Raw genomic sequence first — 14490 nt, forward strand, 5'->3', positions numbered from 1 at the left:
TGGCAGGCGAAAACTCACAATTTAGCAACCAACCCTCTGGATAAAATGTGTCTTTTTGTGGATAAATATGAATTTTTTTCAAATTCAAAATTTTATCCCCAATTCACCCACTTTTACTCACAAGGGTTATGAAAAAGGCTTTACACAGCTTAATCACCGGTTAAACCCATGATTAAAAAGCTTTTTTTGTTTTTATCTACAGATATCTTCTTCATAAGAGTAAAGATAATAAGGAATATATATTCAAATCTATCTTTTAATAACACTCTTGGTTTATTCACAAGTTTCCGTCTAGATAGGCTCATATAGGATAAAAATCGGACTTATGACATTAAGCGAATTGAAATACATTATTGCTGTCGCCAAAGAAAAGCATTTTCGTAAAGCATCGGAAACCTGTTTTGTCAGTCAGCCTACTTTAAGCGTCGCTGTTAAGAAGCTTGAAGAAGAATTAGGCGTTACACTTTTTGAAAGACGCAAACAGGATGTCATAGTCACGCCGGTAGGAAAAAAGATTATCAGTCTGGCTGAAGAGATCATCGAACGTACTCAGGATATCAAGACAATTGCTCAGGAATCGCACGGAGATCTTTCAACACAGTTGAAAATCGGGGCAATCTATACAGTGGCACCCTATTTATTGCCTCAGTTCATTCCTGAATTCAGCAAGCAGTTTCCAAGCGTACCTTTGATGATTGAAGAGAACTATACGCACGTATTGGCAGATAAACTTCAATCCGGAGACTTAGACATTGCGATTCTGTCATTGCCGTTTCAGGAACCGAATATTGAAACCATGCCGCTGTATCGTGAACCCTTTAAAGTCGTGGTTCCAAATTCACACCCATTAGCTGAAAAAGAAGGCAAAATCGCAATTCATCAGATTAAAAACGAAACCGTACTGCTGCTTGGTGCTGGTCACTGTTTCAGAGATCAGGTCGTTGAAACCTACCCTAATCTGATGCATATGAATTATCAAAGCGATCGTTTACAGAAAACTTTCGAAGGCAGTTCTCTGGAAACAATCCGCTATATGGTTGCTTCAGGAGCCGGAATTTCCATTTTTCCTTGTACCTCTTTATCCGAAAGAGATGAAAACCTATTTCAGATTCGTGAATTGGCGCATAAAGACCAAGCCAGTCGTGTTGTCGCTCTAGCCTGGCGTAAAACATTTCCGCGTACTCAGGTTTTGGAAGTTTTTAGAAAAATTATTAAAAACATCAGTCTTCCCTGTACCACACCAATTGAATAAAAAAGTATTTTGAATTATGAAAAAAACCATACTTTTTGCATTAATCGCGTTTATTTTCACCTCTAAAGTCTATGCGGATCAAAACCCGTCGCCCGAGGTTTCTGTAACATCCGAACAGCAGCAAGGAACACAGTCCGAAGCTGTGGCGATCAGTTCGTTGGATCCATATGAATCCTTCAACCGCTCCATGTTCGATTTCAATATGGCTTTTCACGATGCTATAGGACGCCCGTTAGCTAATGCCTATAGAGAGATCCCTCAACCAGCGCGTACAGGGGTAGAAAACTTTTTAAATAACCTCAAGGAGCCTCTATCGGCTTTAAATAGCTTTTTACAAGGCAATATAGAGGATGGTCTTGGTGGAATTATGCGTTTTGCCCTCAATAGTACCCTGGGTTTATTCGGGATTCTGGATATTGCGACCGAGGCAGGATTGCCTTCAAAGAATGAGGATTTCGGACAAACGCTTTATGTCTGGGGTGTTTGGGATAATGCCAATTATCTGGTCCTTCCTTTACTGGGACCGACGACGACGAGAAACCTGTTCGGTGATGTGACCGAGAGCGTTACCGATCCGACTCAGGTATATGATGCCGCCGATTTAGAGACTGAAGAAAGAATGGTGATCTTTGCCACTTCCGGTTTCGTCGAATACACCAAAATCGCCCCGCTGCTGGATGATCTGCAAAATCAACCGGATCCATATTATTTTTCCAGAGAGAGTTATATTCAGTACCGTATCGGGCAGATTTATAACGGTAAACCGCCTACACCGGATCTGGACGATTTTGATATCGATTAGAACAATTTCTGTTTAAGCGATCGGAATCATGGCATCACTGACCACTTTTCTCAGGACAAAACTGGTGTGGACGCCGCTGACGCCGGGAATTTGCGTTAATTGGTTGAGCAGAAGTTCCTGATAGGCGTCCAGATCTCTGACCAGCACTTTTAATTGATAGTCGGCGGTCTGGCCGGTTAACAGTAAACATTCGACCACGTTCGGCAGTCTGACGATCGCATCCTCAAACTGCTGAAATCGTTCCGGAGTGTGTTTATCCATCGAAATATGCACCAGCGCCATCAGATCCAAATCCAGTTTTTTACGATCCAGCAGGGTGCGGTATCCCTGAATCACACCCGATTCTTCCAATGCCTTAAAACGGCGCAGGCAGGCTGACGGAGAAAGTCCGATCTGGTCGGCAATTTCCTGGTTGCTCAGACGACCGTTCTTTTGCAGCGCATTTAGAATCTGCTTATCGTATTGATCAAGTTTCATCACGCTTTCCCTGTTTTTAAGAATATTATTCTAATTATAGTTTTAAATTGAAATTTAATTGCATAATTAATTATTTTGTTTGCATAGGTTGCAATAAAAATGCGCGATCTTGGCAGTAAAATATCCTCAACATTAAAAATTAATGAGAATATTGTCATGTCGATCAACGCCGCAATGCAGCCAGAAAAATACCGCCGTAACCCGACTCCGAATTTAGCGGATCGTCAGTGGCCGAATAATCAGCTTGAGAAAGCACCTATCTGGGTCAGTGTCGATTTGCGCGATGGAAATCAGGCTCTGGCCAACCCGATGACGGTGGATCAGAAACTGAAATTGTGGCACGAGTTGGTCGACATCGGTTTTAAAACCATTGAAATCGGTTTTCCATCGGCTTCCCAGCCGGAGTTCGACTTTACCCGTCGTTTAATCGAAGAGAACCGGATTCCTGACGATGTAACGGTTCAGGTTCTGGTTCAGGCTCGCGAACATTTGATCGAGCGCACCTATGAAGCTCTGGAAGGCGTCAAGAAGGCTGTGATTCATGTGTACAACACAACTTCGGTAGTGCAGCGCGAAAACGTTTTCGAGAAATCGAAAGATGAAATTAAAGCTATGGCAGTGCAGGGGGCGAAATGGGTGCAGGAATATGCGCAAAAAGCGTCCATAGCGCATCCAGAGTCGGAATGGGTCTTCCAATACTCGCCGGAGAGTTTTTCGCAGACCGAAACAGATTATGCGGTAGAGGTGTGCAAGGCGGTAATGGATGTCTGGCAGCCAACGGTCGATAATAAATGCATTTTGAACCTTCCGGCGACGGTTGAAAGCAACTCGCCGAACCGTTTTGCCGATCAGGTCGAGTATTTTATTCGCAATTTGCCGAACCGCGAAGCAGCGATTATTTCCATTCATACTCATAACGATCGCGGCTGTGCGGTTGCGGCCGCCGAACTGTCGCTTTTAGCGGGTGCGGATCGCATCGAAGGAACACTTTTAGGAAACGGCGAACGTACCGGGAATATGGATATTGTCACGCTGGCAATGAATCTGTACTCGGAAGGAATCGATCCTGAGTTGGATTTCACCAGTCCGAAAAAATGGATCGAAGTGGTTGAGGAAGTTACCCAGATTACCACGCATCCGCGCCATCCTTGGGTGGGCGATGTGGTTTATACCGCTTATTCGGGAAGTCATCAGGATGCGATCCGTAAATGTCTGCTAAAACAGAAAAACGGCCAGCCATGGAACGTCGCTTATCTGCCGATTGACCCGAAAGATATCGGTCGTGACTATGAAGCGATTATCCGCGTCAACTCGCAATCCGGTAAAGCCGGTTCCGCTTTTGTATTGGCGCAGGAGTATGGATTGAATTTGCCGAAATGGGTACAGTTGGATTTTGCACCGGTCGCACAGAAACTGGCTGAAGAAAAGGGCGGTGTAGTCAGTCATATCGATTTGTTCGAGGCATTTAAAGCGCATTATGCCTTAGGCGAAAATAATGATCAGTTGGAAAACTACAAGGTGGATCGCAATGGGGAGTCCGAGACGGTTCAGCTGGAAATTTCCGGTGAAATCTGGGCAGGACAGGGTCAGGGAACCCTAAGCGCTCTGTGTGATGCTTATCAGAAGAAAACCGGCGCCAGTATCGATGTGATCGACTATTCCGAGCATGCCATGCACCAAAATGCCATGCCGGACGGTAAGGATGCTCAGGCGATCGCTTATGTTTATCTGGATACGCCACAAGGAAAAACCGTAGGCATTGCCATGGCTCAGGATACGGTGTCGGCAATGATTCTAGCGGCTCTGAGCGGACTTCAGCGTTAACGCTATCTTTATTTGATCGGTAATTCAACTGACCGGTAGCCGAATAACGGATACCGGTTTTTTTTGTTGAAAAGAAAAGGGAGTGTGCCGGATCTGTTTTTGGCACAGGATGGAGTTGCCAGTGTGGTTGGCATTATTTCATTGGGCTAAAAAGAATAAGCCGCCAATAGATGGATTCTACTGGCGGTTTTTTTATTGGTGAAAAGTGTCACGGTTTTTGCTGAATTTCCTTTTATAAACAAAATTTAAACGTTTTAGTCTGATAATCGCTTTTAAATAAAGACTCCAATTGCACCAAATTGGTGAAATTTCGAGTTAAATCTCTTTGAAATAAAGATTTATTGAATTAATCAATTAAAAATCCTTTATTTTTTTATGTTTTTTAGGCAATTTAGATAATGGCTTTAGCGTATTTTTAGGTTGGCATTTAGGAGGCTTCTATGGCACAGCAGGCGGATATCGCTTTAATTGGATTAGCGGTTATGGGTCAGAACCTGGTTTTGAATATGACCGATCACGGTTTTAAAGTCGCGGTCTATAACCGTTCGCGCCAGAAGACGGACGAATTTCTGGCGGCTGAGCCGGATAATGCCAACCTGATTGGTTGTTTTTCAATTGAAGAACTGGTGAATTCTCTGAGTTCGCCGCGCAAGATAATGCTGATGGTCAAGGCCGGGGAAGTGGTTGATCTGTTTATCGAACAGCTTCTACCGTATCTGGAAGCGGGTGATATCGTTATTGATGGTGGTAACTCCCTGTATACCGATTCGCAAAGACGCACGGAATCCTTGGCAGAAAAGGGCATTCAGTTTATCGGAACCGGGGTTTCCGGCGGTGAAGAGGGGGCTCGTCACGGTCCGTCGATTATGCCGGGCGGCAATCCATCCGCATGGCCTTCGGTCAAACCGATTTTTCAGGCCATTTCTGCCAAAGCGGACGGCGCTCCATGTTGTGACTGGGTAGGCGATGGCGGTGCCGGGCATTATGTCAAAATGGTGCACAACGGTATTGAATACGGTGATATGCAGTTGATCGCCGAATCCTATCATTTGATGCGTTACGGACTGGGACTGAGTGCCGACGAATGTCAGCAGGTTTTTGCCGAATGGAATCAAGGCGTTCTGGACAGCTACCTGATTGAAATTACCGCCGAAATCCTGAAATTCAAGGATCAGGACGGCGAACCGCTGGTTGATAAAATTCTCGATGCTGCCGGTCAGAAAGGAACCGGTAAATGGACCGGTATCAGTTCTTTGGAGTTGGGTATTCCGGTTACCTTGATTACCGAATCGGTGTATGCGCGCTGCCTTTCCGCGCTTAAAGAGGAACGAATCAAGGCGGAAGCGAATTTTGGCGCATCGGCCGAGCCACCAATCCTGAATGAGTCAGAGAAATCGGAGATGCTGCAGGCGATCCATGATGCCTTATACGCTTCGAAAATCGTCTCTTATGCGCAAGGTTATATGCTGATGCGCGAAGCCGCTAAAGAATTTGGCTGGGAGCTGAATTACGGTGGTATCGCTTTGATGTGGCGCGGCGGCTGTATTATCCGCAGTACTTTCCTTGGAGAGATTAAAAAAGCTTACGAAAACGACCCGGAATTAAGTAATTTATTGCTGGCGGATTTCTTCAGTTCGGCACTTAAAAACAGTGCTGATAACTGGCGCAAAGCGGTGATTTTTGCCATTCAGCAGCAGGTTCCGACCCCGGCTTTGAGTTCCGCTCTGGCATTTTTTGACGGTTACAAGACGGCTAAACTGCCGGCCAATCTTCTCCAGGCGCAACGGGATTATTTCGGAGCCCACACTTATGAACGAGTCGACGCGGCGCGCGGCGAGTTTTTCCATACCGACTGGATCCAGTCCGGCGGTCGAATCAGTTCGACGACCTACGAGGTGTAACTATGCCTGAAGCTTGTACTTATGTGGTTTTCGGTGCGACCGGAAACCTTTCCATGACCAAATTAATGCCGGCGTTTTATCACCTTGAAAAGCACAACCGTTTAACCGATGAAGTGAAGATTCTTGCAATCGGCCGTCGCGACTGGGATCGCGACGAATGGATCGAAACCGTCAAGGAAGCGGTTATGCCCAAAGCGCGTGGCGGGATAACCGACGAGGTCTGCGATCGCTTCTGCAGCCGCCTGGACTATTTCAAAATGGATATTCTCAATGCGCAGGATTATTTGAAACTGAAAGAACATATCGAAGCCAATAACTGGCCGAATAATATGGCTTTTTACCTCTCCTTGGGGCCTGATCAGTTTGCCCCGGCCGTCGAGCATCTCGGAGAAGCCAAATTGCTCAGAGAAGATTCAGGCTGGCGTCGTGTCGTATTGGAAAAACCGTTCGGCTACGATGCCGAAAGCGCCAAGCAGTTGCAGAAACGGCTCAATAAATATCTTGATGAAGAACAAACCTATCGTATCGATCACTATCTCGGTAAAGGAATGGTACAGAATCTGATGGTATTCCGCTTTGCCAACCTGATGATGGAACCTTTATGGAACCGTAATTACATCGATCATATTCAAATTACCCACGCCGAGGACAAGCCGGTCGGAACCCGCGCCGGATACTACGATACCAGCGGTGCCATGCGCGATATGATTCAATCGCATCTGCTACAGCTTCTGGCGTTGGTGGCAATGGAACCGCCTGCATCGATGGAAGCCGAAGCTCTGCGTAATGAGAAAGTTAAGCTGTTGCAGTCGGTCAGACCGATTCTCAAGAAAAATGTCCATAATCAGGCTTATCGGGCGCAGTATGCGGAAGGGTCGGTGAATGGTGAGCAGGTTCCTGCTTATCTGCAAGAACCCGGAGTGGATAAAAACAGTGTTACCGAAACTTATGCCGCTTTGAAACTGTATATCGATAACTGGCGCTGGGCCGGTGTGCCTTTTTACATTCAGACCGGTAAGAATATGCCGAAAAACCGTACCATTGTCGCGATTCGTTTCAAACATCCGCCGAAACAGTTTTTCCGTGATTCCCAGGTCAAGAAAATGGAGCCGAACTGGATTGTTTTCGGCATTCAGCCGGAAGAGTCGATTCGTATCGAATTGACCGCTAAACAGCCCGGTCTGGAAATCATGACCGAGCAAACCAGTCTGGATGCGACTTTGAAAGGGGATGTGGATACTTCCTATGATGCCTACGAAGAATTGTTATTGGATGTCATTAAAGGCGACCGCTCGCTGTTTTTGCGTTATGACGAGGTGAAAGCAGCCTGGACAGTAGTTGATCCGATTCTTCAGGCTTGGAGCTCAGAAACTGCTTATATCGATACTTATCCTTCCGGAAGTTGGGGACCGGAGGGGGCTAAAAAGCTATTTGATCACCCGGAACAGTGTTGGCGTTATCACTATACGCCTGAATGCGCTTAACAGGATCTGAAGCAGGGGGATCGATGGCAAATACGGAAATAGAGTTTATTCAAAGCCCCGAGCAATGGCAGTTATATCAGGAAGCCGACGAACTGGTCGAAGTTGCGACCAGATATATTCTGGATTGTGCTGAGAAGGCCATAGAAGCTCGTGGCGCTTTTAATCTGGTTCTGGCGGGGGGAACAACTCCCTTGGCTATTTATGAGCGCCTACTCCAGTTTAGTGAACAGCAGGCGCAGTTTTCTAAATGGTATCTCTATTTAGGAGACGAAAGGGTGTTGCCAATCGATGATCCGCAGAGAAACAGTGTTGCAATATGTACCCATTGGCTGGATAAATCACCGATACCGCCCGCTCAGGTCTTTATGATGCCTACGGAGTTAGGGCTTGAAGAGTCGGCCAGGGTTTATCAGGATATGATCGACGGCGTTGAATTTGATCTGGTTCTGCTCGGGATGGGAGAAGACGGGCATACAGCCAGTCTGTTTCCGGAACATCATCTGCAAGAGCATAAAGGACTGATCTGTGAATACGACTCCCCTAAGCCGCCGTCCAAACGCTTAAGTCTCTCTTATTCGCGTCTGGCTTCGGCGGTTTGTGTCTTGAAATTGATTACCGGTGCGGCGAAATACGATGTCACTCAGATGTGGTATCAGAGCCTGAAAATGGGAAGAGTTCCTGATCTGCCGATTGCCAAAATATTCGGCCGTAAAGAGACTTTAGTGATGCTGGACCAAAGTGCTTTTAGCATGGGAGAGTAATGAGACGGTAAAGTATTCATTCATTAAACTTCGATGCTTCTACTATGGAAAGCTTTTATAAATAAGAAAACCGGCAAATGAAGTGATTTCATTTAGCCGGTTTTTTATTGAAAAATAAATCGGGAATTATTTTTCCAGGTAAGCGTTTTTGGTATCGATTTTATAAGTCCAGGTATCGACCGGGTTGTTTACTTTCCAACCGGCTTTCATACGCCACTGTTTGTGTTCACCTTTCTTAACTTTACCGCCTTCGAAGCCGTCAGTCATAATGTAAACGTTTTTGTAACCGTATTGGTCAAGCATTTTCGCTGCAGGTTGCGCACGAGTAGCGCCTGAACGGCACATAACGACAAAAGGTGTATTCTTGTCTGCGCCAAGATCAAAAAGTTTTTCTTCAAATTCTGAGATGAATTTTTCATTGATAATTGATTTGTAACGCGGTTTTTTAGTATCTACTTCGTTATATTTAAACAATACCGACGGAATCATAATCTGCGCCATTGGAGTATAACCGACAAACTGCCACTCAGCCGGAGTACGAACGTCAACCAGAATCACGCTATCGTCTTCTTTCATCCATTTGTAGGTATTTTCGGCCGTGATATAAAGACCTTGAGGTGTGTGGCGTTCCGCTTTTGCTGGTGCTTCAGTTGCCCATTTGCTCGCTTCCACAGCAAAAGATGCAGAAGAGAAAGCGAAGGTCGCAGCCAGTGTGCTGGCAAGAAGTAGTGTCTTTTTCATTAAGTAATCTCCATTGATTTAGTTTATATTTCTAAGAAACATGGTAAACAATTTTACATAAGAATTTGCTTAATATTTACTGTTGTCAATATAAAGTTTTTATGAAATGAAAAGAATAATGTATTAACTGCAATTTAAAGTCATAACTATCTATGCTAAATAAATTTCAAACAAAATCAGGTAATAAAGCAATTTTGAGTTTTTTAATTGTTTTTATTTTTCTAGTGGTCTCTTTTAATGCTTTTTCTGCGAATGAGATGGTTGCTGTTGAGCTGCAGAACGGAGTCGAACTTGATTGGTTTCAGATGACGATGGGGCTGGCAGGTGGGCTGGCTCTTTTTCTATACGGCATGGATTTGATGGTTCGCTCCTTGATGATGGTCGCCGGTGACAAGATGAAAGGGCTCCTGGCTAAGCTGACAACCAATCGCGTGATGGGCGCACTGACCGGTGCGGGAATTACCGCTGTCATTCAATCGTCTTCGATTACCACCGTTTTGACGGTTGGTTTTGTTTCCGCCGGTTTAATGACTTTGACGCAGGCGGCCGGAGTCATTATGGGGGCGAATCTCGGGACGACCGTTACCGCTCAGATTGTTGCTTTCAAAGTGACCAATTTTGCATTGCTGATGATCGCTGTTGGTTTTTTAATGAATTTTGCCGGGAAACTCAATAAGACCCGAGCTTTGGGACAACTGATTCTCGGATTGGGTCTGATCTTTTTCGGCATGAATCTGATGAGTCAGGGAATGGCTCCGCTGCGTTCTTACCAGCCATTTCTGGATTTGATGCTGGAGATGCAAAATCCGTTTCTGGCGATTTTGGTCGGTGCGTTTTTTACCGCTTTGATTCAGTCGTCATCGGCTACCATCGGGATTATTATTGTCATGGCCAGCAACGGCTTTCTGACCCTGCCGGCCGGTATCGCTTTGGCGATGGGGGCGCACATAGGTACCACCATTACCGCATTGCTGGCCAGTATCGGAAAATCCCGAGATGCGCTCAGAACGGCCTTGGTGCATACCTTGTTTAATGTTTTAGTGACGCTTATATGGTTGCCTCTGATTCCCGATTTGGCGCAATGGGCGGTGTGGATGTCGTCGCATGACCCTGGCGTTAACGGTTCCATGGCGGTTCTGGCACAAAATGTACCGCGCGAGATCGCGAATGCCAACACCTTGATGGTGGCCATCGCTTTAATTGTTTTGCTGCCTTTTGCGCCGGTTTTTGTCTGGGCGGTCAACCGACTGGTTCCCAAGATAGAAGAAGAAAAGGTTTCGATGGACCTTAAGCCGGATCATCTGGATGAAAGTTTTATTTCCACTCCGAGTGTTGCGATTCAGGCGGTTACTCTGGAGATCCAGTCCTATCAGAAGCAACAGTCGTTGTTCTATAAACGCATGGTTGCACTGATTTCCGATCCGGATATCAATAAACTCAGTAAAGAGATGGTAAATCTGCAGAAATTCAAAAGTTATCAGCAGCAGATTTTAAGTTATCTGGCGCGAACCGCCCAAGGGCCTCTGAGTGACTCGGAACATACTACTTATACCGAATTGATGCTGATCGTACACGGTTTTGAATCAATGCGAACCGCGATGGAGGATCATATCGTTAAGGTAATCGATCGCATGATTTCCGAAGATATCAAACCCAGTGACACCATGCTGAATCTGGTAGGGCAGCTGACGAACGAAGTAGCCAAATCAATCGATAAGTCCTTGAACAGTCTGCTGGAAAACGATCCCGATTCGGCGATTGAAGTCATGGGGGCTGAATCGAAAATTGAACACTTGATTCAGGAAGCGCTCGATCACCAGTTAAAACGTTTTCAGCGTACTGAAAAACGTCTGAGTATTTTCCGTTTTGAAATGGAAATTATTGAAGGTTTCAAACAGTTATATAGCCTATCGAAACGTCTGGCGCGGGCCGAATTGGGTAAAGCCAATGCGGCAACCAAAGCAGCGCACGGAGAGCAGAAATCGTAACCTTCAAAGCGCAAAAAAGTGCTGCCATTGGATAAACAGTTGTCGGCTGTAAGACGAATAATCGGATGAAAGATCGCTTTCCAGACCGATGAATTCACTGCCTCTGCGGCCGATGGGCTCCTGCCAGTTAGTTATGATTAAATCGTTATCGCTGAGCGAAACCTGTAAATTCAAGCTGAGCAGGTGGCTGCCGTCCTGCAGGTTACTGATTAAGGTCGGGTTCAGATTCCATAATGGATTCAGTTCAATTGTCGCCCCCAAAGCGCTATAAAGGCGGTTACTGACAAAGGTTTTACCGCTCGACTGCAGCAATTGTAATTGCGCCGGGAGTTGTTCGATTTTCGGACGGTTTACGGTTGAGCCGTAGCCGTTGTAATAGAGTTCAGCAAAAGCGATCGTCTGCTTGGTGAGTAATTCAAATGAATTCTGCCAGTTTCCCAGGGCACTGTAATAATAACGGTTATGTTCGTTGTCGTAGCTGCATAAGACGTCCACATTCCAGAGTCCGTTATCGCGATTTACCGTTACCTCCCATCCAAACAGCTGTTCACGGGCATCTTTGGCAAGAATCCACTGATAATCGGCATTTTGTCCGAAGTGATACAGTTTGAAACCATAGCTGGAAGCGTCATAGCTCAGTTCTTCCGTTGCCAGTTCTCTACGCGGCAGAATAAACCAGTTGAGTTCGTCACCGTTATTCAGATAACGCTGTCCGCTGAGCATATCCAGGCCTGGTTTGTAACTTTTATCGATTTGGTTCGGCGCAAAAGGGTTGATTCGATCGAGCGGATTGAATACCTGACCGTTCCCCCAACTCATGACCTGTCGGCCGAATTTAATGCTGTAGTTAGCCGCGTTGTAGGTCGCATTTAAACGATCGAGACGCTGATAACTGAACAGGCGGCCGGAATCTTTAATCATGTCAGTCAGATTAAAAAGCTGCGCTCGATCCGGTTGATCGTAATAAGGTGAGAGTGTATTTGCTATTGTGTTGAGGTAGGAATCGGAGCCGCTTAATTGATAGTCGAGTGCAAAAGTCCATTGATCTTTGAACCATTGCTGTTTTAAACGGCTATCAAAACTTCCGCCCAATTGGTCTAACCCGTCTGGATCATTTTGTAAATTTTGTTCGCTATCCTGCCAAAAAACGGCGCCCTTAAAGTGTCCTTCAAGCGCTTTTGACGGTAGGGGGAATGCACTGACCAGGGTGAGGAGCAAAAAACTTCTTAAAACTGCCGATTTTAAGGATTTTGCCGAAAGCGGTCTGTTTTCAGTTTTGAATGGAGTCATCATGGATGATTTTACCGTCAGCCAGTTCAATTCTGCGCTCCGCCGCCTCGATCACCTGAGGATCATGACTGGAAATAATAAAAGTCATACCAAGATCGCGATTCAGTTCGTGCATTAACTCTAATAGTTGTTCGGAGTTTTTTGAATCCAAATTGGCTGTCGGCTCGTCGGCGAGCACAATTTTCGGCTCGGCGACAATTGCCCGGGCGATCGCGACTCTCTGTTGCTGGCCACCTGAAAGTTCCGACGGGCGCCGGTTCAACATTTCTCCCAGCCCCACTTTTTGCAGAATGGCCTGGCTTTTCGACAGGGCTATTTTGCTGTCCACACCCTGCATCTGCATAATAAAAGCGACATTCTCCAATGCGGTAAAGACCGGAATCAGATTGTAAGACTGGAAGATAAAACCGATTTTATGCAAGCGCACATCGGTCAAGGTATCGTCGCTGTAATGACTTAGGGGATGTTTGTCGAGAAATACCTCGCCGCTGCATGGACGGTCCAGTCCACCGATCATATTCAGCAGGGTGGTTTTTCCGGAACCGGAAGCGCCGTAGAGGCAGATGAATTCGCCGGAAAACACTTGCAGGTCGAGTTGATCGACCGCTTTAATGACGCTGTCTCCGTCGGCAAATGTTTTGCACACCTGCTGACATTCAATGACCGGAGCATAATGCATAATGTAAATCCTTTAATGATTATCCAGAGTGTGCTGGCTGGCTTTGAGCCTTGGAATTCGGGTCGCGCGCCAGATCGGAATCATACCGAACAGGAAAAGTCCGAAAAACAGCTGAGCCGTGTTCGTTAACCATAATTCGTAGTCATAGCCTAAAAACAGTTGGTGGCTGATGCCGAGCCATGCCGTACCTTCGGAAAGAAAACTCAAATCAATGCCGTCGCTCAGGGAAGCGACCAGTGCGACCAGGAGCGTCCAACTGATGGCAATACTGATCAGCAGTACCGTGAGGTGCTCCAAAAGCAGCAAACGCCGCAAGTCACGGGGCTTGAGTCCGAGGATAAACAGGCGCTGCAGTTCGTTTCTCCGCTCATACAGCGACATATACAGTGTATTGAGCATGGCAAACAGCATCATTATGCCGATCATCAGCAACCAGACCCAGTTGAAGTTGTACATCATCTCGATGGAAGCGAAAGCGAAGGGTTGAAGTTCGCGCCAGTTGAGAACTTTCTGCTCCTTGAAAAGCGGGGTGATCCGGCGTAACTTTTCCGAAGAGAAATTGGCGTTTTTCACCATTTCCAGAGAGAGCGTTTGCGGACTTTTTACGGCGATTTCACTGATCTCATGCGGCAGCTTAAGCCATTTTTGTGCGCTGGCCAAAGGCATGAAAACCATGCTTTTTTCAATATTCGGATCACTGTGTCGGTAGCTGGCGGTAATGCGCAAACCAATTTCCGCCAGCTTGCCGTCCTTGCCCTGAGTCATCAATACCAGCTTGCGTCCTACCGCAGTTTTTAATCGGTTCAGCAAGGCTTCACCGACAATAATCTGATAGGGTTGTGAGCCCTTATCGAATTTGTCGATCAGTTCGGGATGTGAATGGGTAAAACGGCCAATAAACGAGAGCTGCTGCTCGTTCTGTAAATTGACCGCCATAAAATCCACTCCGGTAGTGTCGTATTCGCTCTTGAGAACGCCGGGAAGGTGAATTCTCTGCGCCCAGTACAGACCACTCTGCTCGAGTGCCTGCTGCTGCTCAGGAGAAAATTCAAAACGGTGTTCGATATCGCGGTTCTGTTGATAGCCGGGGGCATTGATCTGCCACTGTGCGCCAAGGTTATTCAGGGTGTTATCGAGCATAGAGTTGCTCCACGACAGCATTAACGAGTTAAAGAACAGTGTGGTTGCCAGGCCGAGAACCGTGACGGTAATCAGTATTGCAGTCCGCTTCGGATAGCGCCACAGATTGCGCCAGGCAAAAATCATAATCGGCCATTGCTGTTTCATCCCG

Annotated in this window: 12 protein-coding genes; 7 read left to right on the forward strand and 5 right to left on the reverse strand. The window is 46.3% G+C overall.

Translation table 11 applies throughout. From position 1 onward, the window contains the following. The first annotated feature begins 325 nt into the window (after nucleotides 1-325). Nucleotides 326-1252, forward strand: coding sequence for a hydrogen peroxide-inducible genes activator (locus HQN79_RS00155; RefSeq protein ID WP_173283682.1), 927 nt, complete (start codon nucleotides 326-328; stop codon nucleotides 1250-1252). A gap of 16 nt (nucleotides 1253-1268) precedes the next feature. Next, nucleotides 1269-2054 carry an MlaA family lipoprotein gene (locus HQN79_RS00160; RefSeq protein WP_173283683.1) on the forward strand — a complete coding sequence of 262 codons (786 nt, stop codon included), beginning with the start codon at nucleotides 1269-1271 and terminating at the stop codon, nucleotides 2052-2054. A 12-nt stretch (nucleotides 2055-2066) separates the two neighbouring features. Here the strand turns inward: HQN79_RS00160 and HQN79_RS00165 are convergent, their stop codons facing one another. Then, a complete protein-coding gene (locus HQN79_RS00165) occupies nucleotides 2067-2531 on the reverse strand; it encodes an Lrp/AsnC family transcriptional regulator (RefSeq protein ID WP_173283684.1) in 465 nt (154 codons plus the stop codon). 156 nt (nucleotides 2532-2687) lie between these two features. Here HQN79_RS00165 and HQN79_RS00170 point away from each other — a divergent pair, with 156 nt between their 5' ends. From HQN79_RS00170 to pgl, 4 genes are all read left to right on the forward strand, one after another. Then, nucleotides 2688-4355, forward strand: coding sequence for a 2-isopropylmalate synthase (locus HQN79_RS00170; protein WP_238843385.1), 1668 nt, complete (start codon nucleotides 2688-2690; stop codon nucleotides 4353-4355). 440 nt (nucleotides 4356-4795) lie between these two features. Further along, on the forward strand, nucleotides 4796-6256 hold the full coding sequence (gene gnd / locus HQN79_RS00175; protein WP_173283685.1) for a decarboxylating NADP(+)-dependent phosphogluconate dehydrogenase: 1461 nt from the start codon (nucleotides 4796-4798) through the stop codon (nucleotides 6254-6256). 2 nt (nucleotides 6257-6258) lie between these two features. Beyond that, complete coding sequence (zwf, locus tag HQN79_RS00180) at nucleotides 6259-7740, forward strand: glucose-6-phosphate dehydrogenase (protein WP_173283686.1); 1482 nt, start codon at nucleotides 6259-6261, stop codon at nucleotides 7738-7740. Between the two features lie 23 nt (nucleotides 7741-7763). Then, nucleotides 7764-8501: a 6-phosphogluconolactonase gene (gene pgl, locus HQN79_RS00185; RefSeq protein ID WP_173283687.1), complete on the forward strand. Its 738-nt coding sequence runs from the start codon at nucleotides 7764-7766 to the stop codon at nucleotides 8499-8501. Nucleotides 8502-8627: 126 nt separating this feature from the next. Here the strand turns inward: pgl and HQN79_RS00190 are convergent, their stop codons facing one another. Then, on the reverse strand, nucleotides 8628-9242 hold the full coding sequence (locus HQN79_RS00190) for a rhodanese-like domain-containing protein (RefSeq protein ID WP_173283688.1): 615 nt from the start codon (nucleotides 9240-9242) through the stop codon (nucleotides 8628-8630). Nucleotides 9243-9436: 194 nt separating this feature from the next. Here HQN79_RS00190 and HQN79_RS00195 point away from each other — a divergent pair, with 194 nt between their 5' ends. Next, complete coding sequence (locus HQN79_RS00195; RefSeq protein ID WP_238843386.1) at nucleotides 9437-11230, forward strand: Na/Pi cotransporter family protein; 1794 nt, start codon at nucleotides 9437-9439, stop codon at nucleotides 11228-11230. Nucleotides 11231-11233: 3 nt separating this feature from the next. On the opposite strand, the gene HQN79_RS00200 is transcribed toward HQN79_RS00195, so the two are convergent. The 3 genes from HQN79_RS00200 to HQN79_RS00210 all read right to left on the reverse strand — a co-directional run bounded on the left by HQN79_RS00200 (nucleotide 11234) and on the right by HQN79_RS00210 (nucleotide 14486). Continuing rightward, nucleotides 11234-12322, reverse strand: coding sequence for a hypothetical protein (locus HQN79_RS00200; protein WP_173283689.1), 1089 nt, complete (start codon nucleotides 12320-12322; stop codon nucleotides 11234-11236). Between the two features lie 178 nt (nucleotides 12323-12500). Then, nucleotides 12501-13199: an ABC transporter ATP-binding protein gene (locus tag HQN79_RS00205; RefSeq protein ID WP_173283690.1), complete on the reverse strand. Its 699-nt coding sequence runs from the start codon at nucleotides 13197-13199 to the stop codon at nucleotides 12501-12503. A gap of 12 nt (nucleotides 13200-13211) precedes the next feature. Beyond that, nucleotides 13212-14486, reverse strand: a complete 1275-nt coding sequence (locus HQN79_RS00210; protein ID WP_173283691.1) for an ABC transporter permease — start codon at nucleotides 14484-14486, stop codon at nucleotides 13212-13214. Nucleotides 14487-14490 lie beyond the last annotated feature (4 nt).

It is taken from the genome of Thiomicrorhabdus xiamenensis (assembly GCF_013282625.1).
GTDB lineage: Bacteria > Pseudomonadota > Gammaproteobacteria > Thiomicrospirales > Thiomicrospiraceae > Thiomicrorhabdus > Thiomicrorhabdus xiamenensis.

Excerpts from the sequence above, each read along its gene's own strand:
- HQN79_RS00155 (WP_173283682.1), top strand. The coding sequence starts at position 326 with ATGACATTAAGCGAATTGAAATACATTATTGCTGTCGCCAAAGAAAAG.
- HQN79_RS00160 (WP_173283683.1), top strand. The coding sequence starts at position 1,269 with ATGAAAAAAACCATACTTTTTGCATTAATCGCGTTTATTTTCACCTCT.
- HQN79_RS00165 (WP_173283684.1), bottom strand. The coding sequence starts at position 2,531 with ATGAAACTTGATCAATACGATAAGCAGATTCTAAATGCGCTGCAAAAG.
- HQN79_RS00170 (WP_238843385.1), top strand. The coding sequence starts at position 2,688 with ATGTCGATCAACGCCGCAATGCAGCCAGAAAAATACCGCCGTAACCCG.
- gnd (WP_173283685.1), top strand. The coding sequence starts at position 4,796 with ATGGCACAGCAGGCGGATATCGCTTTAATTGGATTAGCGGTTATGGGT.
- zwf (WP_173283686.1), top strand. The coding sequence starts at position 6,259 with ATGCCTGAAGCTTGTACTTATGTGGTTTTCGGTGCGACCGGAAACCTT.
- pgl (WP_173283687.1), top strand. The coding sequence starts at position 7,764 with ATGGCAAATACGGAAATAGAGTTTATTCAAAGCCCCGAGCAATGGCAG.
- HQN79_RS00190 (WP_173283688.1), bottom strand. The coding sequence starts at position 9,242 with ATGAAAAAGACACTACTTCTTGCCAGCACACTGGCTGCGACCTTCGCT.
- HQN79_RS00205 (WP_173283690.1), bottom strand. The coding sequence starts at position 13,199 with ATGCATTATGCTCCGGTCATTGAATGTCAGCAGGTGTGCAAAACATTT.
- HQN79_RS00210 (WP_173283691.1), bottom strand. The coding sequence starts at position 14,486 with ATGAAACAGCAATGGCCGATTATGATTTTTGCCTGGCGCAATCTGTGG.